This is a genomic window from Sphingobium sufflavum, assembly GCF_021403115.1.
GTDB classification, from domain to species: Bacteria; Pseudomonadota; Alphaproteobacteria; order Sphingomonadales; family Sphingomonadaceae; genus Sphingobium; species Sphingobium sufflavum.
Genome location: NZ_JAJSSH010000014.1, coordinates 24,334 through 48,399, shown reverse-complemented (window position 1 = coordinate 48,399; position 24,066 = coordinate 24,334). Strand labels below are relative to the sequence as shown.

20 protein-coding genes are annotated in these 24,066 nt (G+C 65.0%); 16 read left to right on the top strand and 4 right to left on the bottom strand.

The features are described 5' to 3' along the window. Positions 1-33: 33 nt before the first annotated feature. A complete protein-coding gene (gene recA / locus LWE61_RS17550; RefSeq protein ID WP_234151950.1) occupies positions 34-1,110 on the top strand; it encodes a recombinase RecA in 1,077 nt (358 codons plus the stop codon). A 213-nt stretch (positions 1,111-1,323) separates the two neighbouring features. Next, a complete protein-coding gene (alaS, locus tag LWE61_RS17545) occupies positions 1,324-3,984 on the top strand; it encodes an alanine--tRNA ligase (protein ID WP_234151949.1) in 2,661 nt (886 codons plus the stop codon). A 362-nt stretch (positions 3,985-4,346) separates the two neighbouring features. On the opposite strand, the gene LWE61_RS17540 is transcribed toward alaS, so the two are convergent. Beyond that, the gene (locus LWE61_RS17540) at positions 4,347-6,131 is read right to left on the bottom strand and encodes a cation:proton antiporter domain-containing protein (RefSeq protein ID WP_234151948.1); all 1,785 of its coding nucleotides are present in this window, start codon (positions 6,129-6,131) and stop codon (positions 4,347-4,349) included. Between the two features lie 127 nt (positions 6,132-6,258). Here LWE61_RS17540 and ybaL point away from each other — a divergent pair, with 127 nt between their 5' ends. After that, positions 6,259-7,878, top strand: coding sequence for a YbaL family putative K(+) efflux transporter (gene ybaL, locus LWE61_RS17535; protein WP_234151947.1), 1,620 nt, complete (start codon positions 6,259-6,261; stop codon positions 7,876-7,878). 230 nt (positions 7,879-8,108) lie between these two features. Beyond that, positions 8,109-8,309 (top strand): hypothetical protein, encoded by a 201-nt coding sequence (locus LWE61_RS17530; protein WP_234151946.1) that lies wholly within the window; start codon positions 8,109-8,111, stop codon positions 8,307-8,309. A gap of 15 nt (positions 8,310-8,324) precedes the next feature. Here the strand turns inward: LWE61_RS17530 and LWE61_RS17525 are convergent, their stop codons facing one another. Together LWE61_RS17525 and LWE61_RS17520 are read right to left on the bottom strand one after the other, a co-directional pair. Then, the gene (locus LWE61_RS17525) at positions 8,325-9,941 is read right to left on the bottom strand and encodes a carbon-nitrogen hydrolase family protein (protein ID WP_234151945.1); all 1,617 of its coding nucleotides are present in this window, start codon (positions 9,939-9,941) and stop codon (positions 8,325-8,327) included. A 156-nt stretch (positions 9,942-10,097) separates the two neighbouring features. Then, entirely contained in the window at positions 10,098-11,318 is a 1,221-nt protein-coding gene (locus LWE61_RS17520; protein ID WP_234151944.1) for an NADP-dependent isocitrate dehydrogenase, read from the bottom strand. A 198-nt stretch (positions 11,319-11,516) separates the two neighbouring features. On the opposite strand from LWE61_RS17520, the gene LWE61_RS17515 reads away from it, so the two are divergent. After that, positions 11,517-12,308, top strand: coding sequence for a phosphatidylserine decarboxylase (locus LWE61_RS17515; RefSeq protein ID WP_234151943.1), 792 nt, complete (start codon positions 11,517-11,519; stop codon positions 12,306-12,308). Beyond that, on the top strand, positions 12,299-13,087 hold the full coding sequence (locus tag LWE61_RS17510) for a CDP-alcohol phosphatidyltransferase family protein (RefSeq protein WP_234151942.1): 789 nt from the start codon (positions 12,299-12,301) through the stop codon (positions 13,085-13,087). The genes LWE61_RS17515 and LWE61_RS17510 overlap by 10 nt, the downstream gene beginning before the upstream one ends. On the opposite strand, the gene LWE61_RS17505 is transcribed toward LWE61_RS17510, so the two are convergent. Beyond that, positions 13,047-13,295, bottom strand: coding sequence for a hypothetical protein (locus LWE61_RS17505; protein WP_234151941.1), 249 nt, complete (start codon positions 13,293-13,295; stop codon positions 13,047-13,049). The two genes, LWE61_RS17510 and LWE61_RS17505, sit on opposite strands and share 41 nt — an antisense overlap. 225 nt (positions 13,296-13,520) lie before the next feature. Between LWE61_RS17505 and rpsB the strand changes: the two genes are divergently transcribed. The 10 genes from rpsB (at position 13,521) to LWE61_RS17455 (ending at position 24,064) form a co-directional block, all read left to right on the top strand. After that, positions 13,521-14,276, top strand: coding sequence for a 30S ribosomal protein S2 (gene rpsB, locus LWE61_RS17500; RefSeq protein WP_234151940.1), 756 nt, complete (start codon positions 13,521-13,523; stop codon positions 14,274-14,276). A 96-nt stretch (positions 14,277-14,372) separates the two neighbouring features. Further along, positions 14,373-15,299: a translation elongation factor Ts gene (gene tsf / locus LWE61_RS17495; RefSeq protein WP_234151939.1), complete on the top strand. Its 927-nt coding sequence runs from the start codon at positions 14,373-14,375 to the stop codon at positions 15,297-15,299. Positions 15,300-15,407: 108 nt separating this feature from the next. Further along, positions 15,408-16,127, top strand: a complete 720-nt coding sequence (gene pyrH / locus LWE61_RS17490) for a UMP kinase (RefSeq protein ID WP_234151938.1) — start codon at positions 15,408-15,410, stop codon at positions 16,125-16,127. A gap of 24 nt (positions 16,128-16,151) precedes the next feature. After that, complete coding sequence (gene frr / locus LWE61_RS17485; protein WP_234151937.1) at positions 16,152-16,709, top strand: ribosome recycling factor; 558 nt, start codon at positions 16,152-16,154, stop codon at positions 16,707-16,709. A 119-nt stretch (positions 16,710-16,828) separates the two neighbouring features. Continuing rightward, on the top strand, positions 16,829-17,569 hold the full coding sequence (locus LWE61_RS17480) for an isoprenyl transferase (protein WP_407696259.1): 741 nt from the start codon (positions 16,829-16,831) through the stop codon (positions 17,567-17,569). Next, positions 17,566-18,294 (top strand): phosphatidate cytidylyltransferase, encoded by a 729-nt coding sequence (locus LWE61_RS17475; RefSeq protein WP_234151936.1) that lies wholly within the window; start codon positions 17,566-17,568, stop codon positions 18,292-18,294. Before LWE61_RS17480 ends, LWE61_RS17475 begins: the two co-directional genes overlap by 4 nt. Then, positions 18,291-19,460 carry a 1-deoxy-D-xylulose-5-phosphate reductoisomerase gene (locus LWE61_RS17470; protein ID WP_234151935.1) on the top strand — a complete coding sequence of 390 codons (1,170 nt, stop codon included), beginning with the start codon at positions 18,291-18,293 and terminating at the stop codon, positions 19,458-19,460. The genes LWE61_RS17475 and LWE61_RS17470 overlap by 4 nt, the downstream gene beginning before the upstream one ends. Next, positions 19,453-20,586 (top strand): RIP metalloprotease RseP, encoded by a 1,134-nt coding sequence (rseP, locus tag LWE61_RS17465; RefSeq protein WP_234151934.1) that lies wholly within the window; start codon positions 19,453-19,455, stop codon positions 20,584-20,586. The genes LWE61_RS17470 and rseP overlap by 8 nt, the downstream gene beginning before the upstream one ends. A 128-nt stretch (positions 20,587-20,714) precedes the next feature. Continuing rightward, complete coding sequence (gene bamA, locus LWE61_RS17460; protein WP_326490666.1) at positions 20,715-23,399, top strand: outer membrane protein assembly factor BamA; 2,685 nt, start codon at positions 20,715-20,717, stop codon at positions 23,397-23,399. Further along, on the top strand, positions 23,399-24,064 hold the full coding sequence (locus LWE61_RS17455; RefSeq protein WP_234151932.1) for an OmpH family outer membrane protein: 666 nt from the start codon (positions 23,399-23,401) through the stop codon (positions 24,062-24,064). The genes bamA and LWE61_RS17455 overlap by 1 nt, the downstream gene beginning before the upstream one ends. The last annotated feature ends 2 nt before the right edge of the window (positions 24,065-24,066 follow it).

Here is a 24,066-nt window from a genome sequence, read left to right as displayed (position 1 = left end):
CCCGATTGACCTTTCACCGCATGGGGACGACTGATGAGCGCACAGCTGAAGCTGATCGACAGCGATAAGAAGACGGGGACCATGGACAGACAAAAGGCTTTGGAAGCAGCGCTCGCGCAGATCGACCGTGCGTTCGGCAAGGGTTCTGCGATGAGGCTCGGCTCGAAGGAGACGATGCAGGTGGAGGCGATCTCGACCGGTTCGCTCGGTCTCGACATCGCGCTTGGCGTCGGTGGCCTGCCGCGCGGCCGCGTGATCGAGGTGTATGGCCCGGAAAGCTCCGGCAAGACCACGCTGGCGCTGCACGTCATTGCAGAGGCGCAGAAGACCGGTGGCACGGCAGCCTTTGTCGATGCCGAACATGCGCTCGATCCCGTCTATGCCAAGAAGCTGGGCGTCAACATCGACGAACTGATCGTGTCGCAGCCCGACACGGGTGAGCAAGCGCTGGAGATCGTCGATACGCTGGTGCGGTCCAACGCCATCGACGTTCTGGTCGTCGATTCGGTTGCTGCGCTCGTTCCCCGCGCGGAAATTGAGGGTGAGATGGGCGACAGCCATGTCGGCCTTCAGGCGCGCCTCATGTCCCAGTCACTGCGCAAGTTGACCGGCTCGATCAGCCGTTCGCGCTGCATGGTGATCTTCATCAACCAACTCCGCATGAAGATCGGCGTGATGTACGGTAACCCGGAGACGACGACCGGCGGCAATGCGCTGAAATTCTACGCGTCGGTCCGTCTCGACATTCGCCGCACCGGCCAGATCAAGGATCGCGACGATATCGTCGGTAACGCGACCAAGGTGAAGGTGGTCAAGAACAAGGTCGCCCCGCCGTTCAAGCAGGTCGAATTCGACATCATGTATGGCGAGGGCATCTCCAAGGTCGGCGAGATTCTCGACCTGGGTGTCAAGGCGGGCATCGTAGAGAAATCGGGCGCCTGGTTCTCTTATGATTCGGTTCGCATCGGGCAGGGACGGGAGAATTCCAAGACTTTCCTCAAGGAAAACCCGGAGATGATGGATAAGCTGGAAAAGGCGATCCGGGGCAAGACCGAAGCGGTCGCCGAAGGCATGATGACCGGCCCGGACAGCGACGACGACGGCGAATAAAAGACGTCTCCATTGCCATGGCACGCGCCCGCTGGTCTCCCGCCAGCGGGCGTTGTCGTTCAGGGGCGGGCTTGTACAGGGGGCAGCGCCATGCGTTTTGTGAAGCGCGACTCCGAAATATGCCAGAAATACCCCTGATACGGCAGGGAAGGGCTGGGGTAGGGGCGACTCCCATCTTGTCGCTGGGCCGTGCTTCCCTTAAGCGCTTGTGGCATGACCTCGACCAACGACATTCGCCGCTCCTTCCTCGATTATTTCGCAGGCGCAGGCCATGAACCCGTCACCTCGGCGCCGCTGGTGCCGAACAATGATCCTACGCTCATGTTCGTGAACGCGGGCATGGTGCCGTTCAAGAATGTTTTCACGGGTCGCGAAAGCCGCGCCTACAGCACCGCGACCTCGTCGCAGAAGTGCGTGCGGGCCGGTGGCAAGCATAATGACCTCGACAATGTCGGCTATACCGCCCGGCACCACACTTTCTTCGAGATGCTGGGCAATTTCAGTTTCGGCGATTATTTCAAGGAACAGGCGATCACCCACGCCTGGACCTTGCTGACCAAGGTCTGGGGCATCGACCCCGGCCGCCTGACCGTCACCGTCTACCACACCGATGACGAGGCGTTCGACCTTTGGCGTCGTATCGCGGGCCTGCCCGAAGAGCGCATCATCCGCATCGCCACCAACGATAATTTCTGGTCGATGGGCGACACCGGTCCCTGCGGCCCCTGTTCCGAAATCTTCTTCGACCATGGCGACCATATCTTCGGCGGCCCTCCCGGCAGCCCGAACGAGGATGGCGACCGTTTCGTCGAGATATGGAACCTGGTCTTCATGCAGTTCGACCAGGCGGAGGATGGCACCCGCACGCCGCTGCCCAAACCCAGCATCGACACGGGCATGGGACTGGAACGGGTCGCCGCCGTCCTTCAGGGCGTCCACGACAATTATGACACCGACACGTTCAAGGCGTTGATCGCCCAGTCGGTCAGCCTCACCGGCGTCGCGGCGGAAGGCGAAAATCGCGCCAGCCACCGCGTGATCGCCGACCATCTGCGCTCCACCTGCTTCCTGATCGCGGACGGCGTGTTGCCCGCCAATGAGGGGCGCGGCTATGTCCTGCGCCGCATCATGCGCCGCGCCATGCGCCACGCGCATCTGCTCGGTGCCGCCGATCCGCTGATGCACCGTCTCGTCGCCGGTCTGGTGCAGGAAATGGGCGCGGCCTATCCCGAACTTGGCCGCGCCCGTGCGCTGATCGAGGAAACGCTGCTGCGCGAGGAAACCCGCTTCCGCCAGACCCTCGAAAAGGGCCTGCGCCTGCTGGAGGAGGCGACCGCCGGCATGAGCGAGGGGGATACCCTGGCCGGTGAAACCGCCTTCCGTCTTTACGACACCTATGGTTTCCCGCTCGACCTGACCGAGGATGCCCTGCGCGCGCAGGGCCTGTCCGTCGACAAGGCCGGTTTCGACACCGCCATGGCCGCGCAAAAGGCCGCCGCCCGCGCCGCGTGGAAAGGGTCCGGCGAAAAGGCGTCCGAAACCATCTGGTTCGACATTGCCGAGGAGCAGGGCAGCACCGAATTCATCGGCTACACCGCCGATCAGGGCGAGGCGCAGGTCGTCGCGCTGGTCCGTGACGGCGCGCGTGTCGAGCGTGCAACCACGGGCGAGAGCGTGACCATCCTCGTCAACCAGACGCCCTTCTATGGCGAAAGCGGCGGTCAGTCCGGCGATGCGGGCCGCGTCATCACGCCCGGCGGCCTGTCCGCCCGCGTCACCGATACGGTCAAGCCGCTCGGTCGCCTCCACGCGCATCAGGCGGTTGTCGAGGCGGGCAGCATCGCCGTCGGCGACACCGTCCATCTCGCCATCGACCTGGAACGGCGCGGCCAGATTCGCGCGAACCACAGCGCCACCCATCTCCTCCATGCGGCGCTGCGCAACCATCTGGGCGCGCATGTCACGCAAAAGGGCAGCCTTGTCGCGGCGGACCGTTTTCGCTTCGACTTTTCCCATCCCGACCCGCTGACCCCGGCGCAGGTCGCCGCCGTCGAGGCGGAGGTGAACGCCCATATTCGCCATAATGACGAAGTCACCACCCGCCTCATGTCGCCCGACGATGCGATCGAAGCGGGCGCGATGGCGCTGTTCGGCGAGAAATATGGCGAGGAGGTCCGCGTCCTCTCCATGGGCCTTTCCGACGAGAAGCATTATTCGGTCGAACTGTGCGGCGGCACCCATGTCCGCGCGCTCGGTGACATCGCCCTGTTCAAGATCGTGTCGGAAGGCGCGGTCGCCAGCGGTGTGCGTCGGATCGAGGCGCTGACCGGCGAGGCCGCCCGCCTCTGGCTGGTGGATCGCGACGAGAAACTGCGCACCGCCGCTCAGACGCTGCGCACCACGCCGGACGAACTGCCGGGCCGGGTCGCGACCCTGTTCGAACAGAATCGCAAGCTGGAGCGGGAACTGGCCGATGCCAAGCGCGCGCTTGCCATGGCGGGCAGCGGTTCGGGCAGCGATGCGGGCGCGGGGGCAGGCCAGCCGGAAACCATCGGTTCCGTCACCTTCCTCGGTCGTGTGATCGAGGGGCTGGACCCCAAGGCCCTGCGCGGTCTCGTCGATGAGGCCAAAGGCCAGATCGGCAGCGGTGTCGCCGTGCTGGTCGCGGTCAGCGATGGCCGCGCAACCATTGCGGCGGGCGTAACCGACGATCTGGTTGGCCAGTATAGCGCGGTGGACCTCGTCCGCGCGGGTGTCGAGGCCGTTGGCGGCAAGGGCGGCGGTGGCCGTCCCGACATGGCGCAGGGCGGTGGTCCCGATGGCGCGAAGGCGGGTGCGGCGGTCGAGGCGATCAAGGTGTTGCTGGCGGATTGAACGCCGGCGATAGATGGGGTGGGGAGCGGTGACAGGTGCTGCTCCGCGCCGAAATTTCCCGAACTTCTCCCGTGTGCGCGTTGAAAATAGGTGACTGGCCTCGCGACTGACGATGGAAAGAGCCTGTGCGATTGCAGGATGAGGGTGTCGTGTAAGGTAGGACGCGCCAATTGTGGCGGCTCCATTTTTCGTCACCCCAGCGAAGGCTGGAGTCCCTTTCGATAGAGTGCGGCAGAAGGCACGAGATCACAGCCTTCGCTGGGATGACGAACGGGAGATGGGGAAGGCGCAAAAACCACCACTCTGCTACCGATCATTATCCGTCGCCCATCTCTAAGCGACCACTTCCCCCATCCGTACCCTCAAACCGCGCCGGCCTCATCCGCGCGCATCCGGCGCAAGCGTGGGGCGTGATCGAGGTCGCCGGCGTTTTTGATCGCCTCGCGCAATTCCTCGCGGCGCTGGTGGATGGAGGCGATGACCGGACCCATGGCGATGCCCAGGTCGACCAGCGCCGTCTCCGCCAGTTGCAGGGAGCTTTCCAGCGCCTCCGGCACCACGTCGCTGGCCCCGGCGCGATAGAGTTCGGCGGCATGGTCCGTGTCGCGGGCGCGCACGATGATGGGCAGGTCGGGCACCCAGCCGCGCACCCGCTTGGTCACGCGCACGGACAGGACGGGGTCGTCCATGGTCAGGATGAGAGCACGGGCATGGCCCAGCCGCAGCTTGTCCAACATTTCCGCGCGGGCGACATCGCCGAACAGGATGGGGTATCCGTCGCGCCGGGCGTCCGCCACCACGTCCGCATCGGACTCCACGACCAGGAAGGGCTGGTTGTGCATGGCCAGCATGTCGCACACCATGCGGCCCACGCGGCCATAGCCGATGACGACGGCGGCAGGCGGGGCGCCATCCTCGCCCAGCGGCTGCGGCTCCTCGCTGCTGCCCATCTCGATGCGCCGGGCGATGTCATGGCCGACGCGGGCGAGCAGCGGCGTGATGGTCAGGCCGATGGCGGTGACGATCTGCCAGAAGGCGGCTGTTTCAGGGAGGATCAGACCCGCCGCCGCCGCCGCCGTCAGCACGATCAGCGTCGTCTCGGACGGGCTGGACATCAGCACGCCCACCTCCAGCGCCACCCCGCGCCGCGCGCCGCGCAGGCGCAGCAGGGCGACGGTCACGATGGTCTTGACGATGATGACGCCCATCACCGCCGCCAGCAGGGTGGCCCAGTTGGCGATGATGACGCGCAGGTCCAGGCTCATGCCGACGGTGATGAGGAAGACGCCGAGCGCGAGGCCCTTGAACGGCGCGGTCATCACTTCGACCTCGCCATGATATTCGGTTTCGGCGATCAATATGCCCGCCAGCAGCGCGCCGACGATGGGAGAGAGGCCGACCAGCGCGGTGGCCAGGCTGGATACGATCACCACCAGCAGGCTGGCGGCCAGAAACACCTCCGGGCTTTTCGTCCGCGCCGCCTGCCGGAACAGATGGGGCAGGGCGAACCGGCCGAGGATCAGCATCAGCGCGACGGTGATGCCACCCTTCATCAATGTGGAGGCCATGTTGCCCAGGCCGCCCTCCGCCCCCACGCTCGGCGCCAGCGCGCCCAGCATGAAGATGATCGGGACCAGCGCCAGATCCTCGAACAACAGCATGGAGAAGGCCGCGCGTCCCACCGGTCCCTGCGTGCCGACCATCGGCAGCACCAGCGCGGTGGAAGACAAGGCCAGCGCCAGGCCCAGCCCGATGGCACCGCCCGTCGACTGGCCCATCACATACAGCGCCGCCGCGATGATCGCGCCCGACCCGATCAGTTCGGCCGCGCCCACGCCGAACACATCGGTCCGCATCGTCCATAGTCGCTTGAAGCTCAGTTCCAGCCCGATGGAGAAGAGCAGCAGGATGATGCCCAGTTCCGCAAAGGGCGCGATCGCCTCCCGGTCGGAAATGGTGATGTGATAGAGCCAGGGATAGCTTTCCACCAACGCGCCCAGCCCCGCTGGACCCACCGCCAGCCCGACCAGGATGAATCCGATGACGGGGCTGATGCGAAAGCGGGCGAAGGCCGGGATCACGACCCCCGCCGCGCCCAATATCACCAGCGAATCGCGAAAACCTTCGGTGTCGAGTGAAACTGCCATGGGGACATCATTGCGAGTCGCGCCTTGAATAGCCAGCATTTCGGCCAAATTATCTGGGGCCTTGGGGTCGAAAAACGCGCCGTCGTTCCCTATGCTCTGTGCGACGGCAACGACAAGAGGATGCAGGATGCCCCATGAAACCCCGCTGATTGCCACCATCGTCGCGGGGATCGTGCTGGCGTTCATCTTTGGCGGGCTGGCCTTTCGCCTGCGCCTGTCGCCGTTGATCGGCTATTTGCTGGCCGGTGTTCTGGTCGGACCTTTCACCCCCGGCTATGTCGCGGACCAGGGACTGGCGAACGAACTGGCGGAACTGGGCATCATCTTGTTGATGTTCGGGGTGGGCCTGCATTTCTCCCTGCGCGACCTGATGGCGGTGCGGACCATCGCGATACCGGGCGCGATCGTGCAGATACTGGTCGCCATCGCCATGGGTTTCGGCCTGTCGGCCATGCTGGGCTGGCCCTATCTGGGCGGTCTGGTGTTCGGTCTTGCCCTGTCGGTAGCCAGTACGGTGGTGCTGCTGCGCGCGCTTCAGGAGCGGCGGATCGTCGATACCGAACGGGGCCGCATCGCGGTCGGCTGGCTGATCGTTGAGGATCTTGTGATGGTGCTGGCGCTGGTCATGCTGCCCGCGCTGGCGGGGGCGGATGGCGGTGCGGCGCTGGGTCTCACTCTCCTCGCCACGATGGTCAAGGTGGCGGTGTTCATCATCCTGATGCTGGTGGTGGGCCGCCGCGCCATCCCCTGGCTCCTCCACGGCGTCGCCCATACCGGCTCTCGGGAACTGTTCCGCCTCGCGGTCCTCGCCATCGCGCTGGGCATCGCGTTCGGCGCGGCAAAGCTGTTCGGCGTTTCCTTTGCACTGGGCGCTTTCTTTGCGGGCATGATCCTCGCGGAATCGCCGCTCAGCCAGCGCGCGACGGAGGAGACGCTGCCGCTGCGCGATGCGTTCGCGGTGCTGTTCTTCGTGTCCGTCGGCATGTTGTTCAACCCGGCGGTGCTGATCGAGGAGCCGCTACCCCTGCTGGCGACGGTCGCGATCATCATCGTCGGCAAATCGGTCGCCGCCTTCGCCATCGTGCGCCTGTTCGGCCGCTCCAACATGGTCGCGCTGACCATCGCGGCCAGCCTGGCGCAGATCGGCGAATTTTCCTTTATCCTCGCCTCGCTCGGCACCTCGCTCCAGCTTTTCCCCGCCGATGCGCGCGACCTGATCCTGGCGGGGGCGATCATTTCCATCATGGTCAATCCGCTGCTGTTCATCGTCATCGACAAATTGACCGCCCGCGCCGCGCGGGCGGAGAAGGAGGCGGAGGAGGCCGCCGCCGGTCCCGTGGTGCGCGGCCATGTCGTGCTGGTCGGCCATGGCCGCGTCGGGCGCATCGTGCGGGAGCGGCTGGCGACATCGGGCGAACTGGTGGTGATCGACACGGAACCGGATGTGGTCGACCTCAAGCCCGCGGCGGGCCTGACCATCGTGACCGGCAACGCGGCCCGCCCCGAAGTGCTGGCCAAGGCGCGACTGGGCGAGGCGCGGCTGCTCCTCGTCGCCATTCCGAATGTGTTCGAGGCCGGGCAGGTGGTGGATCAGGCGCGGCGGCGCAACCCCGACCTGCGCATCGTCGCCCGCGCCCATAGCGAGGGCGATGCCGCCCATCTGGAGGGGTTGGGCGCCAACCTCGCCATCATGGCGGAGCGGGAGATTGCGACCCGCATGGCGGAACTGGCGCTGCGGCGGGGGTGAGTCTTTTCAAGGCAGATGGGATCATCTGGCAGCCCGAAAAACGCGCTCAGGCAAAAGGCTATGGCGGCCGGGCGGCGCCCTCGGACCGTCACCTCCTCCCTGCGATGAGAGCGTGATGACGATGCAGGGAAAAGGCATCATGCCCTATTTCTCCGATGGACACAGGATCGGCCACCGGGGCACGCTGCCGCGGCATTCCAAACGGGACGGTGGGTCAACAGGGAATAGCGATGGACGACTGGACATTATGGATTGGCGGCGCCTGTCCCGTCGCGCCCGCCACGCTGGTGGAGGTGCAGCTTCGCTACGCCGGCCATCACACCGGTCCGGCGGGGTCATTCTGCTGGAGCCATGATCTCTACAACGCCTATGGCGCGGAGAATGTCGTCCGTTACCGCACAGTCCCGGCACCGGACGTTGTCGAGGGATAGGGCCGAGGGGTAGGATCAGCCGCCACCCGGCGCATTATGCCCGCCCGCCGGGATCGCGCCGCCGGGGGGCAGGTGGGGCCGGCCCTCATGCTGGGCATCCCATTCGATATGATAGAGGTCGAACCGCCGGTCGCGCAGGTTGCGCACCGTGCCCTCCGCCCGCGCCCAGCTCAGGTCGGCCAGATTGACGTCCGACATGGTCAGCGTCTCGACATTCTCGCTGGCCTCCGCCGCGATGCCGTCGCGGGCGAAGGGCAGGTCGCACGGCGTCAGGATGCAGCTTTGGGCATATTGGATGTCCATATTGTCCACGCCCGGCAGATTGCCGACATTGCCCGCCAGCACCATGAAGCACTGGTTCTCGATGGCGCGCGCCTGTGAGCAGTAGCGCACCCGCATGTAGCCGGTGCGGGTGTCGGTGCAGAAGGGCACGAAGATCATCCGCGCGCCCTGATCGACCAGCCGCCGCGCCAGTTCCGGAAATTCGCTGTCATAGCAGATGAGGACGCCGATCGGGCCGCAGTCGGTCTGGATCACGTCCAGACTGTCCCCGCCCTTGATGTTCCACCAGAAAGCCTCGTTGGGGGTCGGGTGGATCTTCTCCTGCGCGTGCACCGACCCGTCGCGCAGGGCGACATAGGCGACATTCTGGATCTCGCCATCGTCGGTTCGGGTCGGGTGGGAGCCGCCGATGATGTTGATATTATATTCCAGCGCCATGCGCGCCAGTTCCTTGGTCACGCGCGGGGTATAGCCGGTCAGCTTGTCGATCGCCTCGGTCGGTTTCAGCGCGGCCTTCTCCGACGAGAGGAGAGGGAGGGTGAACAGTTCGGGAAAGAGGATGAAGTCGCAGCGATAATCCGCTGCGACATCGACGAAATATTCGACATTCTTGATGAACTCCTCGAAACTCTCCACTGCACGCGCTTGCATCTGGCAGGCGGCGAGGCGGACGCTTTCCACCCCGCGCGGCACCCGCATCTCTGGCGCCTCGTCGGGATCGACATAGGGGTTGCGCCACACCAGATGCGCGGCAAAGCCCGCCGACGCCTTGTCCTCCGGCAGATAGTGTTTCAGCACGCCGACCGGCTCGAACCCGTTCTTGAGCTGGAAGGACAGCACTTGGTCGGACAGCTTTCCGGCCTGCACCTTGGCGATATAGTCGTCCGGCCCCTCCACCTTGCGCCGTGACCGCGCAAAGCCGGGCATCCGGCCCGCGATCACGATGCCGTGCAGGTCCAGTTCCTCGGCCAGCGCCTTGCGCGCGTCATAGATGCGCTGCCCGATGCGCAGGCCCCGCAGGCGCGGATCGACCGCCAGTTCATAGCCATAGAGCCACTCGCCCACCGGCGTATGGCGCGTACCGAATCCGTTGGCGGTGATCTCCTCCCAGTCATGCTGGTTGAAGGCCATGTCCTTCGTCACCCGCATCGTCGCGCAGTAACCGACCACCTTGTTGTCATAGAGGGCGACGAAGACCCCTTGCGGGAAATTGTTGATCTGCCCGCGCACCATGGCAGGCGCATAATTGGGCATGTCGGGATAGACGCGCCGGATCAGGCGCAGGATGGCGGGAACGTCCGTCGGCTCCGCATTGCGCAGGTCCAGCCGCTTCTTGCCCGTGGTCGTCATCGCCGTTCCCCTGTCGTCGGTGCCGTCACTGCGACAGGAACGCAAAACGGGCGGCAACGACTGATGTCGTGCCGCCCGTCCGCGTGTCGCTTTCGTCGGTGATGGCGGTCATTCACGCAAGCGCAACGACCGGCCCATCGCCGTGGTTCCGGGCAATCAGGCCCAGGTCGCCATTTCGGCTTCGAGGTTGACGCGAATCGCCTCGAAGAACTGTTCTGTGGTCATCCAGGCCTGATCGGGGCCGACCAGCAGCGCCAGATCCTTGGTCATCGCGCCCTTCTCGACGGTCTCGATGCACACGCGCTCCAGCGTCTCGGCGAACTTCGTCACCAGCGGCGTATCGTCGAACTTGCCGCGATAGATCAGGCCGCGGGTCCAGGCGAAGATCGACGCGATCGGGTTGGTCGACGTGGCCTTGCCCTGCTGATGCTGGCGATAGTGGCGGGTGACGGTGCCATGCGCGGCTTCGGCCTCGACGGTCTTGCCATCGGGGGAGAGCAGAACGGAGGTCATGAGGCCCAGCGAGCCGAAGCCCTGCGCCACCGTATCCGACTGCACGTCGCCGTCATAATTCTTGCACGCCCACACGAACTTGCCGCTCCACTTCAGGGCGGAAGCGACCATGTCGTCGATCAGGCGATGCTCATAGCTGATGCCTGCCGCGTCGAACTGTGCCTTGAATTCCTTCTGGAAAACTTCCTCGAACAGATCCTTGAAGCGGCCGTCATAGGCCTTCATGATCGTGTTCTTGGTCGACAGGTACAGCGGCCATTTGAGGTTGAGCGAATAGTTCATCGACGCGCGGGCGAAGTCGCGGATCGAATCGTCGAGGTTGTACATCGCCATGGCGACGCCCGACGAGGGGAAGTCGAACACGTTGAGGTCGAGCGACTGGCCGTCGGCGCCGTCGAACACCAGGCGCAGCTTCCCGGGGCCGGGGATCAGCGTGTCGGTGGCGCGATACTGGTCACCGAAGGCGTGACGACCGATCACGATGGGGTCGGTCCAGCCGGGGACGAGGCGGGGGACGTTCTTGATGACGATCGGCTCGCGGAAGACCACGCCGCCCAGGATGTTGCGGATCGTGCCGTTGGGCGACTTCCACATCTTCTTCAGCTTGAATTCCTCGACGCGCTGTTCGTCGGGGGTGATGGTGGCGCACTTCACGCCGACGCCATATTTCTGGATGGCGTTGGCGGAATCGATCGTCACCTGGTCGTCGGTGCGGTCACGCTCTTCCATGCCCAGATCGTAATAATGCAGGTCGATATCCAGATAGGGCTTGATCAGCTTCTCGCGGATCCATTCCCATATGATCCGCGTCATTTCGTCGCCGTCTAGTTCGATAACCGGGTTCTTGACGCTGATCTTTGCCATGTTCGGGTCCGCTTTCTGGTCTGAGATTTGGTGCAGACCCTTTAGCAAAGCGGTGGCGATGTTCAACCGCTTCGCGCGGGGAACGGGACGTTATGCATCATTCCGACGCCGGTAATGTGATAATGCGAACTATAATCAAATGATGGGGCGAGTGCGTCAGACATTGTACGTTCGCCCCCACTCGCCTAGCGTGTGGCGATGGTTCAACATCCGCTTCCCCTGTCGCCCGATCCGAACAGTCCATCGGGGGGCGGTGTGCCGCCGATTCCGCAGGGCGGGGCTGGCCATCTGCCGGTTAAATGGCGGTTCCCCTCCATTCATCCCGAAGGGCGCAAGTTCGGCGCGATCGCGGTCGGCGTCACTCTGATCGTCGCGCTGCTGGGCTGGTCGATTCTGGCTTGGCTGCTGGTGGGCGTCTCGCTCTGGGTCTTCGCCTTCTTTCGCGATCCCATTCGCGCGGTGCCACAGGACGATGCCGCGATTCTCGCGCCCGCCGACGGTCTGGTCACGCTGATCCAGCGGGTCAGCCCCCCGCCGGGCCTGTCCGGGGCGGAGGGGCTGGGCGACGGACCCCTGACCCGCGTGTCCATCTTCATGAGTGTGTTCGACGTGCATATCAATCGCACGCCTATTGCCGGGCAGGTGAAGTCCGTGACCTATATTCGCGGCAAGTTCGTCAACGCCGACCTCGACAAGGCCAGCGAGGATAATGAGCGCCAGCATATATTGGTGGAGCGGGCGGACGGTCTGCGTATCGGTTTTACCCAGATCGCCGGTCTGGTCGCGCGCCGCATCCTGCCCTTCGTCAAGCCGGGGGATATTGTCGCGGCGGGGCAGCGCATCGGCCTGATCCGATTCGGCAGCCGGGTGGATGTCTATCTGCCCGCCGGAACCGCGCCACGGGTGACGTTGGGCCAGCATACCATCGCCGGGGAAACCGTCCTTGGCCGAATCGGCGATCCTCTGGCGGCGAGCGGCCTGTGTCACTGAGGCGTCCCACCCGCTTCGTCGGTCGTGGCCGCGGCATCACCCTGCGGCAGGTCGCGCCCAACGCCGTCACCGCCATGGCGCTGTGCTTCGGCCTCACCGGCATGCGCTACGCCATGTCCATGGAGTGGGAGAGGGCGGTCGTTGCGGTCGTGCTGGCCGCGGTCCTCGACGGTATCGACGGCCGTATCGCGCGCATGCTGCATGGCGAAAGCCGATTCGGCGCGGAACTGGACTCGCTGTCGGATGTAATCGCCTTTGGCGTGTCGCCCGCCATCATCCTCTATCTCTGGTCCTTGCAGGCCATGCCACGCTTCGGCTGGATCGGCGCGCTGGGTTTTGCCCTGTGCTGCGCGCTGCGCCTCGCGCGGTTCAACGCGCAGATCGATGTGGCGGACCAGCCGTTGAAGCTGGCGGGCTTTAACATGGGCGTTCCGGCGCCCGGCGGCGCGGGCCTTGCCCTCCTGCCCATCTTCTTCTGGTTCTCGACCGGATGGGATATGGCGCGCGACTGGCGGCTGGTGCTGCCCTGGACGCTGGTCGTCGCCTTCCTGATGGTGTCAGACCTGCCGACGATGGGATGGAAGCGCTTCCGTGTCCCGCCGTCGCTGCGACTGTTCGCCATCGGCGCTGCGGGCATCATCGCCGCCTTGTTGCTGACCGCGCCCTGGCCGGTGCTGCTGGCCCTTGCGCTCGTTTATCTGGCGCTCATCCCCATCGCCTGGGTCAGCTACGCCCGGATCAGGCGGCAGCGCGCGCGCGTTCGAGACGGCGCGGCGTAAACGCCGGGGACATGTGCGCTGGGAGAGCCTGGGCCGGACCCCGACGGCGCGTGACGCTGGCCGGAGTGGGGGCGACGGTGCGCGGCAGGGGCTGATGGTTCAGCGCGGCGATGATGAGAGGCCAATAGCCGCGCACCATCTGCGTCATCACCAGGATCGCGAAAAATGCAGCGCCGCAGAATGTGAATGCTCCGATGAAAGCGAACATGGACTGACCTTTCTTTTCGCTGACCGATACGTAAAATACATTCGAATCGGATCGAGTTCCCTCTGTTCCTGTTTTGTTCCATAAATATCCGACTGTCAACTCTTGCGTTCGAAACGCAGGGGCGGTAAGGGCGCGCGCTCACACCACATGGGGTCCGCAAAATATCCCGGTGTCCGTTTCACGGATCACTGGACCCCAGAGGCACAACCGGAAGGAGAAAGACCTATGGCGGCACCTGTCGTCACCATGCACCAGCTCATCGAGGCGGGCGCACATTTTGGCCACCAGACTCACCGCTGGAACCCGCGCATGAAGCCGTACATCTTCGGCGAGCGCAACGGCATCCACATCCTCGACCTGTCGCAGACTGTGCCGCTGTTCAGCCGCGCGCTCGACTTCGTGTCGTCGACCGTCGCTGCGGGCGGCAAGGTTCTCTTTGTCGGCACCAAGCGCCAGGCCGCTGAGCCGATCGCGGAAGCCGCGCGCCAGTCGGGTCAGCATTTCGTCAACCATCGCTGGCTGGGCGGCATGCTCACCAACTGGAAGACGATTTCGGGTTCGATCAAGCGTCTGAAGACCCTTGAGGAGAAGCTGTCGGGCGATACGCACGGCTTCACCAAGAAGGAAGTGCTCCAGATGACGCGTGAGCGCGACAAGCTGGAACTGTCGCTGGGCGGTATCCGCGATCTGGGCGGCATCCCCGACGTGATGTTCGTGATCGACGCGAACAAGGAAGAGCTGGCGATCAAGGAAGCGAACACGCTCGGCATTCCGGTCGTCGCGATCCTCGACTCCAACGTCTCGCCCGACGGCATTGCGTTCCCGGTTCCGGCGAACGACGACGCCAGCCGTGCGATCCGTCTCTACTGCGACGCGATTGCCGCGGCCGCGACCAAGGGCAACCGTGGTGCGCAGCAGGCGTCGGGCGTCGATCTCGGCGCGCTGGACGTGCCCCCGGCTGAGGAAGCCGTGGAAGCCTGATCGGTTTCCCCATCTGTCGGGCGGGGCAGGGTGACGCAAAGCTGTCATCCGCCCCGCTTAACGGACTGCAATTCTAGAAATACAGGAGCCAAGCATATGGCAGAGATTACCGCAGCCGCTGTGAAGGAACTGCGCGAGCGTTCCGGCGCCGGCATGATGGACTGCAAGAAGGCGCTCTCCGAAGCCAATGGCGATGCCGAAGCCGCGATCGACTGGCTGCGTGCGAAGGGCCTTGCCGCCGCGCAGAAGAAGTCGAGCCGCACCGCAGCCGAGGGTCTGGTCGGCGTTGCCGTCGCGGGCACCAAGGGCGTTGCCGTCGAGGTGAACAGCGAGACGGACTTCGTTGCGAAGAACGAGCAGTTCCAGGATTTCGTCCGCACGGCCGCCAAGGTCGCGCTGGACGGTGGCATCGCCGATGCGGAGGCGCTGGGCGCCACGGCGCATCCGGCGGGCGGCACCATCGGCGAGAAGCTGGTCAACAACATCGCCACCATCGGCGAGAACCAGACGCTCCGCCGCGTGGCGCAGGTCAGCGTGAAGCAGGGCCTGGTCGTCGACTATGTCCATAACGCTGCCGCTCCCGGCCTCGGCAAGATCGGCGTTCTCGTCGCTCTCGAAGGCGATGCGGGCGAAGAGGTTCTGGCGCCGCTCGGCAAGCAGATCGCGATGCACATCGCGGCCGCTTTCCCGATCGCGCTGGCCGCCAGCGACATTCCGGCCGACGTGCTGGAGCGTGAGCGCAAGGTTGCCGCCGAGAAGGCCGCCGAATCGGGCAAGCCCGCCGAGATCATCGCCAAGATGCTCGACGGCGCGGTCGCCAAGTTCGCCAAGGAAAATGCGCTCCTCAGCCAGCTGTTCGTGATGGACAACAAGACGCCCATCGCGGACGTCGTGGCAAAGGCGGCGAAGGAAGCCGGCAAGTCGATCACGCTGGTCAACTATGTCCGTTTCCAGCTGGGCGAAGGCATTGAGAAGGAAACGAGCGATTTCGCGGCGGAAGTCGCGGCTGCTGCCGGCCTTTAAGCCTTGTAATGGATATGGGCGTTCCCCTGATGGAACGCTTGGCATGACGGCGCGGCCCGACTAAGGTCCGCGCCGTTACTCTGTCTGCTATCGGAAAACCCGCGCTTCATGTCGAATCCCCGCTATAAACGCCTGCTTCTGAAACTGTCGGGCGAGGTTCTGATGGGATCGGGCCAGTTCGGCATCGACCCCGAAACCGTCAGCCGCGTGGCGGAGGAAGTGAAGCAGGCGAAGGACGCCGGCTATGAGCTGTGCCTCGTCATCGGCGGCGGCAATATCTTTCGCGGCATCGCGGGCGCGGCGCGTGGTCTCGACCGCACGACCGGCGACTATATGGGCATGCTCGCCACCATCATGAACGCGCTGGCCATGCAGAATGCGCTGGAGAAGCTGGGCGTGGAGACGCGCGTGCAGTCCGCCATTCCCATGGATACGGTGTGCGAACCCTATATTCGTCGCCGGGCCGTGCGCCATCTGGAGAAGGGACGGATCGTCATCTTCGCGGCGGGCACTGGCAATCCCTTCTTCACGACGGACAGCGGAGCGGCCCTGCGCGCGGCGGAGATGAACTGCGACGCCCTGTTCAAGGGCACCAGCGTGGACGGCATCTATGATGCGGACCCCAAGAAGGTGCCGGACGCCAACCGTTTCGACACCGTCAGCTATGACACGGTCCTGGCCGAAAATCTGAAGGTCATGGACGCCAGCGCGGTGGCGCTGTGCCGGGAAAACAACATCCCGATCATCGTTTTCAATATCCGGGAGCAAGGCAATCTTGCTCATGTCCTGCGCGGCGACGGCGTCGCGACGACTGTCCGGTCGGCATAAGAATTTTAGGGAAGGAACACCGCCATGGCCCAATATGACAAGGCCGATCTGGAACGCCGCATGGCCGGCGCCGTCGAGGCTCTCAGGGGCGATCTGTCCGGCCTGCGCACCGGGCGCGCGAACACCGCGCTGCTCGATCCGGTCGTCGTGACCGTCTATGGCGCCAGCATGCCGCTCAACCAGGTTGCCACCGTCTCGGTGCCCGAACCGCGGATGATCTCGGTGCAGGTGTGGGACAAGACCAATGTCGGCCCGGTTGAGAAGGCGATCCGTTCCGCCGGTCTGGGCCTTAACCCCGTCACCGACGGCACGACCCTGCGCCTGCCGATCCCCGACCTGACGGAGGATCGCCGCAAGGAACTGGCCAAGCTCGCCAGCAAATATGCGGAAGGGGCGCGTGTCGCCGTCCGCAACGTCCGCCGCGATGGCATGGACCATCTCAAGGCGGACGAGAAGAAGGGCGAGATCAGCGAGGACGAGCGCAAGCGCAAGGAGACGGAGGTCCAGAAGCTGACCGACGCCACCATCGCGGATCTGGACGCCGTGGCCGCGGCGAAGGAAAAGGAAATCATGGGCCAGTAAGTCTGTGGGCGATGATGGGGAACGGTCTTGCGGTTGAAGATGCCCGATAACAGGCTCGATCAGGGATATGGGGTCCGGCGCGCCGCCTGCGTGGCGGTGGCGGCATGATCCTGTCCCGGCTGCGCGCGAAGGCCGCGCCCGCGCCGACCGTCCCTGCGCCGCAGGATGTGCCACGCCATGTCGCGATCATCATGGACGGCAACGGGCGCTGGGCATCCCGGCGCAAGCTGCCCCGCATCGCCGGGCACAAGGCGGGGGCGGACGCCGTGCGCCGCACCGTCCGCGCGGCGCGCGAAATGGGCATCGACTGCCTCACCCTCTATGCCTTCTCGTCGGAGAACTGGAAGCGGCCGGAGCAGGAGATTGCGGACCTCACCGCCCTGCTCAAGCATTTCATCCAGAACGACCTTGACGAATTTCACGCCAATAATGTCCGCCTGCGGGTGATCGGCGACTATCGCGCGTTCGACGCGTCCGCCGTGACCATGGTGGAAGAGGCGCTGGAGCGCACCGCGGCCAACACAGGGGCGACTCTGGTGATCGCGCTCAACTATGGCTCGCAGAATGAGCTGACCCGCGCCGCGCAGGCCGTGGCCCGCCGGGTGGAGGCGGGGGAATTGTCCGCCGACGCCATCACCGGGGAGACGCTGGCCGCCGAGCTGGACACCGCCGACCTGCCGCCGCTCGACCTGCTCATCCGCACGTCGGGGGAACAGCGCCTGTCCAACTTCCTGCTGTGGCAGGTGGCCTATGCCGAACTCTATTTCACCGACCTGTTCTGGCCCGATTTCGACGCCGATGCGCTGGCGACGGCCTGCACGGCCTTTGCCGGGCGGCAACGGCGCTATGGTGGTCTGTGACCACTGACACGTCGCCGCCGGTGAGGAAGAACGCCGACCTTGGCGTGCGCGTCGTATCGGGCATCGTCATGGTCGCCATCGCCGCCATCGCCTTCTGGTCGGGCGGGCGGATATTGACCCTTTTCGTCGCGGTCATCACGCTGGGCGTCTTGTGGGAGGCATGGGGGCTGGTGCAGCGGATCACCCCGTCGCCTGCAAGCCGCACTCTGTGGATGGCGGGGCTGATCGTCTATGCCTTTGGCGCGGCGCTCGGCCTGCTCGCCGCGCCGCCCGGTATGCGCTGGCTGGCGGTGGCTAGCGTCGTCGCCACGGACACCGGCGCCTATTTCGCGGGGCGCGCCATCGGCGGGCCAAAGATCGCGCCATCGATCAGCCCGTCGAAGACATGGGCCGGGCTGGGCGGCGGCATCCTCGGCGCGTCGCTGACCCTGTTCCTCTTCCTCTACACCATGGCCTATATGCTCAGCGGTCTCGACGGCGACGCACCGGCATTGGCGGAGATACACTGGTCGTCCGCCATGACCCTCACCACCATCCTGATCGGCGCGATCATCGCGATCTTCGCGCAGGGCGGCGATTTCTTCGAAAGCTGGATGAAGCGGCGGGCAGGGGTGAAGGACAGCGGAACCCTCATCCCCGGTCATGGCGGCCTGTTCGACCGGGTGGACGGGCTGCTGCCCATCGCCTTCCTGCTTGCGCTGTCGGGTCTGGTCGGCTGGCTGTGACGACCCCGCGCACCGTCACCATCTTCGGCGCGACCGGATCGGTCGGCCAGTCCACGCTCGACCTGATCGCGCGTTCGCCGGACCAGTTCGCAGTGCAGGCCGTGACCGCGCAGAGCGATGTCGCGGGCCTCGCCAAAATCGCCATCGCCCATCATGCCCGTCTCGCCGTGATCGGCGACGGCAGCCGCCTTGCCGACCTGAAGGCCGCATTGGCCGGGACGGGGGTAGAGGCCGCCGCCGGGCCGCAGGCGCTCATCGACGCGGCGGCGCTGGGCGCGGACTGGACCATGGCCGCCATCGTCGGCATCGCGGGGCTGGCCCCCACGCTCGCCGCGATCCGGCAGGGCAGGACGGTTGCGCTGGCGAACAAGGAATCGCTCGTCTCGGCGGGGGCGCTGATGATGGACGCGGTGGCCGCATCGGGCGCGACCCTGCTCCCCGTGGACAGTGAGCATAATGCGATATTCCAATGCCTTGCGGGCGGTCGTGTGGAGGATGTCGCACGCATCATTCTGACCGCCAGCGGCGGGCCGTTCCGCACCGCGACGCTTGACCGTATGCGCGCCGTCACCCCGGCGCAGGCGGTGAAGCACCCTAATTGGTCGATGGGGGCAAAGATCAGCGTCGACAGCGCAACGATGATGAACAAGGGCCTCGAACTCATTGAAGCGCATCATCTTTTCCCTGTCGGGCTGGACCGGCTGGAGATCATCGTCCATCCGCAGTCGGTCATCCATTCCATGGTCGAATATCGCGACCGTTCGACGCTGGCGCAATTGGGCAGCCCGGACATGCGCGTGCCCATCGCCCATGCGCTGGCATGGCCCGCCCGCATGGCCTCGCCCTGCCAGCCGCTCGACCTCGCCACCATCGGGCGTCTGGATTTCGAGGCGCCCGATCCCGTCCGCTTCCCCGCGCTGGCGCTGGCCCGTGCGGCGATAGAGGCGGGGGGCGCGCGGCCCGCCATCCTCAACGCCGCCAACGAGGTCGCCGTCGCCGCCTTCCTGAAGGGCCGCATCGGCTTCCTCGACATCGCCGCGATTGTGGAAGAGACGCTGAGGCGCTATAGCCCGGCCGCGCCCACAAGCATCGAAGAGATCGGGGCGATCGATCGCGAAGCAAGGGGCCATGCGATCAGTCGAGCTGAAAGTGTACGCATTGACTGAAAGTCCCGGATTGCTGTTGACCCTTCTTTCCTTCGCCGCCGTGATCGGCCCGTTGGTGTTCGTGCATGAGATGGGCCATTATCTCATGGCCCGCCTGTTCGGCATCCATGCGGAAACCTTCTCCATGGGCTTCGGCAAGGAAATCGCCCATTGGCATGACAAGCGCGGCACGCGCTGGCGTCTCGCCGCCTTGCCGCTGGGCGGCTATGTGAAATTTGCGGGCGACATGAACGCCGCCAGCCAGAGCGACCCGGAATGGCTCGCCCTGCCGGCGGAGGAGCGCGCCCGTACTTTCCAGAGCAAGCCGGTGTGGCAGCGCGCCCTCGTCGTGCTGGCCGGTCCGCTCACCAATTTCCTCTTCGCCATCCTGATCCTGGCCGGTTTCGCCATGGCCTATGGCGAGAATGTCACCTCTGCCGAGGTCGGCGGTGTCCGCCCGGACGGCGCGGCGGCGGCGGCGGGCGTCCTGACCGGCGACCGCATCATCGCCATCGACGGTGCCGCCATCGACCGTTTCGAGCAACTCAGCCGCGCGGTCGTCGGCCGCCCTGGCGAGACCATCGCCCTGACCGTGGAGCGACGCGGTCGGCCGCTGGCGCTGGGCGTGACCATCGGCACCCGGATCGAGCGGGACCGCTTCGGCAACGCGTATCGCTTCGGCCAGCTCGGCGTCACCAGCCGCCGGACGGAGGTGCGCCCCGTCTCGCCGCTCGCCGCACCGGTCATCGCCGTGCGGCAGGTGGGGGCCATCGTCACCATGATGGTCGACGGGCTGGGGCAGGTCATCACCGGGCGCCGCTCCGTGGACGAACTGGGCGGTCCGCTGAAGATCGCGCAAATCTCCGGTGAACAGGCGGCGCGTGGCCCCGCGGACTTCATATTCTTCATCGCGCTCATCTCGATTAACTTGGGGTTCATCAACCTCTTGCCAATTCCGATGCTCGACGGGGGTCATCTGCTGTTCCAGGGAATTGAAGCATTGCAGCGCAAACCCGTCAGTCCCCGTATCCAGGAACTGGCCTATCGGTCGGGCCTCGCCCTGCTGCTGGCGGTCATGGTGATGGTGACGTTCAACGATTTAACATCTTTCGGGCTCTGGAAGGGGCTGTCCGGCTTGATCGGCTGAGCCGCATCGGGCAGGGAGTGCTGCCCATGGGCAATCTTTAGATACAACCCCAACGTAATGAAGCAGAGGTGGACCGCGTGACAGCGACGAGCAGCAGGACCTTGTGGCGTGGCGCCATGCCTCTCTTCATGGCCGGCACCGCATTGGGCGGCATGGCGCTGACCGGCGTGGCGATGGCGCAGACGCCCGCGTCCCCCGCAAAGCCTTCCACCAAGCCCGCGCCAAAGCCGGCCGCGCGTCGCCCCGCCGCGTCGCCTGCGGCTACACCCGCGACCCCGCTGCCCTCGCTGGCGACGGGCACGATCAAATCGGTCGTCGTGACCGGCAACCAGCGGATCGAGCGGGACACGGTGCTGTCCTATACCAAGCTGCGCACGGGCGAGTCCTACACGCAGGAAACGCTCGACGCCGCGCTGAAGGATCTGTTCGCGACCGAATTGTTCGCGGACGTGAAGATCCGCGATGACAAGGGCGCCCTCTCGATCGAGATTGTCGAGAATCCGGTCATCAACCGCATCGTGCTGGAGGGGAACAAGCGGATCAAGGAGGAGAAGATTCTCCCCGAGATCAAGATGGCCCCCCGCCAGATCTACACCCGGTCGAAGGTGCGCGCGGACGTCGCCCGCATCATCGAGCTGTACCGCCGTCAGGGCCGCTTCGCCGCCGTCGTCGATCCCAAGCTGGTCAAGCTGGACCAGAACCGCGTCGACATCGTGTACGAAATTTCGGAGGGACCGAAATCCAAGGTCCGCCAGATCAACATCATCGGCAACGATGAGTTTTCCGATGGTCGCCTGCGCAGCGAGATGGCGACGAAGCAGGCGCGCTCGTTCCGTATTTTCTCGTCCGGCACCACATACGACCCGGACCGTCTGGCCTATGACCAGCAGAAGCTGCGCCAGTTCTACCTGACGCAAGGCTATGCCGATTTCCGCGTCGTGTCCGCGGTTGCGGAACTGACGCCGGACAAGCAGGACTTCATCATCACCTATGTGGTGGAGGAAGGCTCGCGCTATAAATTCGGCGACGTGGCCGTGCAGAGCGAGATCCGCGACCTCAACAGCGACGCGCTCAACCGCACCCTGCCGATGAAGAAGGGCGACTGGTACAACGCCAAGCTGGTCGAGGACACCGTCGACCGCATCAACGAGACGGCGGGCCTGTTCGGCTATGCCTTTGCGGATGTCAGTCCCGACTTCAACCGGGACAAGGACAGCCTGTCGATGGGCATCACCTTCCGCATCGGCACGGCGCCCCGCGTCTATGTCGAGCGGGTGGACATCAACGGGAACACGCTGACCAAGGACAAGGTTATCCGCCGCGAATTCCGCCTGGCGGAAGGCGATGCGTTCAACAGCTTCCTCGTCAAGCGGTCGCAGGACCGGATCAACTCGCTCGGTTTCTTCCAGGAGAAGCTGACCGTCGAGCAGAAGCCCGGCAGCGCGCCGGACCGCATCGTGCTGGAAACCAATGTCGAGGAAAAATCGACGGGTGAGCTTCAGCTTTCGGCGGGCTTCTCCAGCCTGGAGAAGTTCATCGTCTCCGCGTCGATCAAGCAGCGCAACTTCCGCGGCATGGGTCAGGAACTGCGCACCAGCGTCAACTATTCCAGCTATTCGAAATCGGTCGAGGTGGGCTTCACCGAACCCTATTTCCTCGACAGGAATATCGCGCTGGGCGGCGACATCTTCCGCCGCGACCTCAACAGCTTCAACTATCTGTCCGACAACACCCGCAACACCACCTATCAGGAAGTCACCACCGGCTTCCAGTTGCGCGCGGGCGTCCCCGTCACCGAATATCTGTCGCTGGGCCTGCGCTATGGCCTGTCGCTGGCCAATGTGACGCTGGATCAGGCGACCTATTATTCGGTTATCAACGGCGTCAACCAGTGCGACGAGCTGAAGGCTGGCCGCTACCTGTGCGATGCGATCGGCAAGCGGACGACCTCCTCCATCGGCTATTCGCTGATCTATGATCGCCGCGACAACCGCATCCGGCCGCAGCGCGGCTTCTTCGCCAACCTCAGCCAGGATGTGGCGGGTCTGGGCGGCGACGTGCGCTATGTCCGCACCCGTCTGGAAGGCGGCCAATATTATCCGCTCGGCGGTGGCTTCATCTTCTCGCTGCGTGGGGAGGCGGGCCATATCTTCTCGTTCGAGAAGACCCGGTATGACTCGTCGGGTTCGGAAATCGAGAAGGTTCGTCTGACCGATCGCTTCTATCTGGGCGAACCGCAGATGCGCGGTTTCGACATTCGCGGTGTCGGTCCCCGTATCCGTCGGCAATATTTCGACTCCGACGGCAATCTGACCGCCGCCGATTCCAATTCTGACGACGCGCTGGGCGGCAAGCTCTATTATCTCACTCATGCGGAGATCGAGATTCCGCTGGGTGCAGGCGCGCGGGAACTGGGTCTGCGTCCGTCGATCTTCATGGATGCAGGTGCGGTGGGCAGCCTGCGTCGGCCGCGTCTCTATGGCGGTAGCGGGGTCTATAACGGAACCTGCACCGTCACGACGACGACGACCGTGGGCGGCACCACGTCAAGCACGAGCGAACAGGCCGCTGCTTTGACGCCCGGCAAGTGCAAGCCCGTGTCGGACACCACGACCATGACGGCCGTCTATAATGGTAACGGCTTCCAGGAAACCTATCTGGGCGACAGCCTCAAGCCGCGCCTTTCGGTCGGCTTCGGCGTCAACTGGAACTCGCCCTTCGGCCCCTTCCGTATCGACATCGCCAAGGTTCTGCTGAAGGAGCCGGGCGACGACACCAAGACGATTACTTTCAACATAGGGACTCAGTTCTGATGCGTAATAGCTTCAAGCATATTGCTCTGGCTCTGCCGATTGGTGCAGCCATGATGGTTGCCGCTCCTGCCATGGCGCAGTCCAAGCTGGGCATTGCCGTCGCCGATGTGGAGGCCGCCGTCGCCAACTCCAACGCTTACACCGTCGCGCGTGGGCAGATGAACACGACCTACAAGGCGCAGATCGACCAGTTCAACGCGCGCAAGGCCGCGCTGGAGACCGACCTGAAGACCAAGCAGGACGCGCTGAACGCCGCCGCCAAGGCGGCCGGCACCTCGCCGACCCCCGCCGTTCGCACCCAGCTTCAGGGCCAGTATGAGGCGCTCCAGACCGCGCAGCAGAACGCGCAGGCGGAACTTCAGCGTATCGGCCAGCCCGTCGCGCTGGCGCAGGCCTATGTCGAGGAGCAGATCGCTGCCAAGCTGAACGATGCGCTCAAGGGCGCGATGACCGCCGCCAAGGTGGATCTGGTGCTCAAGCCTGACTCGGCCGTCTCCTTCCAGCCCAGCGTGGACATCACCGCGCAGGTGAAGGCGCAGCTCGACACGCTCGTCCCCTCGGCCAGCATCGTGCCGCCCGCCGGCTGGCGTCCCGGTGGCCAGTCCGCCGCCGCACCGGCCGCCGCCGCGCCTGCCAGCCCGGCTGCAAAGCCCACGGGCCGCTGATC

Coding starts and splice junctions, on each gene's coding strand:
- pyrH (WP_234151938.1), top strand. CDS start 15,408: ATGTCGAATCCCCGCTATAAACGCCTGCTTCTGAAACTGTCGGGCGAG.
- LWE61_RS17530 (WP_234151946.1), top strand. CDS start 8,109: ATGGACGACTGGACATTATGGATTGGCGGCGCCTGTCCCGTCGCGCCC.
- rpsB (WP_234151940.1), top strand. CDS start 13,521: ATGGCGGCACCTGTCGTCACCATGCACCAGCTCATCGAGGCGGGCGCA.
- LWE61_RS17540 (WP_234151948.1), bottom strand. CDS start 6,131: ATGGCAGTTTCACTCGACACCGAAGGTTTTCGCGATTCGCTGGTGATA.
- LWE61_RS17455 (WP_234151932.1), top strand. CDS start 23,399: ATGCGTAATAGCTTCAAGCATATTGCTCTGGCTCTGCCGATTGGTGCA.
- LWE61_RS17525 (WP_234151945.1), bottom strand. CDS start 9,941: ATGACGACCACGGGCAAGAAGCGGCTGGACCTGCGCAATGCGGAGCCG.
- LWE61_RS17515 (WP_234151943.1), top strand. CDS start 11,517: ATGGTTCAACATCCGCTTCCCCTGTCGCCCGATCCGAACAGTCCATCG.
- LWE61_RS17505 (WP_234151941.1), bottom strand. CDS start 13,295: ATGTTCGCTTTCATCGGAGCATTCACATTCTGCGGCGCTGCATTTTTC.
- tsf (WP_234151939.1), top strand. CDS start 14,373: ATGGCAGAGATTACCGCAGCCGCTGTGAAGGAACTGCGCGAGCGTTCC.
- alaS (WP_234151949.1), top strand. CDS start 1,324: ATGACCTCGACCAACGACATTCGCCGCTCCTTCCTCGATTATTTCGCA.
- bamA (WP_326490666.1), top strand. CDS start 20,715: ATGGCCGGCACCGCATTGGGCGGCATGGCGCTGACCGGCGTGGCGATG.
- LWE61_RS17520 (WP_234151944.1), bottom strand. CDS start 11,318: ATGGCAAAGATCAGCGTCAAGAACCCGGTTATCGAACTAGACGGCGAC.
- recA (WP_234151950.1), top strand. CDS start 34: ATGAGCGCACAGCTGAAGCTGATCGACAGCGATAAGAAGACGGGGACC.
- ybaL (WP_234151947.1), top strand. CDS start 6,259: ATGCCCCATGAAACCCCGCTGATTGCCACCATCGTCGCGGGGATCGTG.
- frr (WP_234151937.1), top strand. CDS start 16,152: ATGGCCCAATATGACAAGGCCGATCTGGAACGCCGCATGGCCGGCGCC.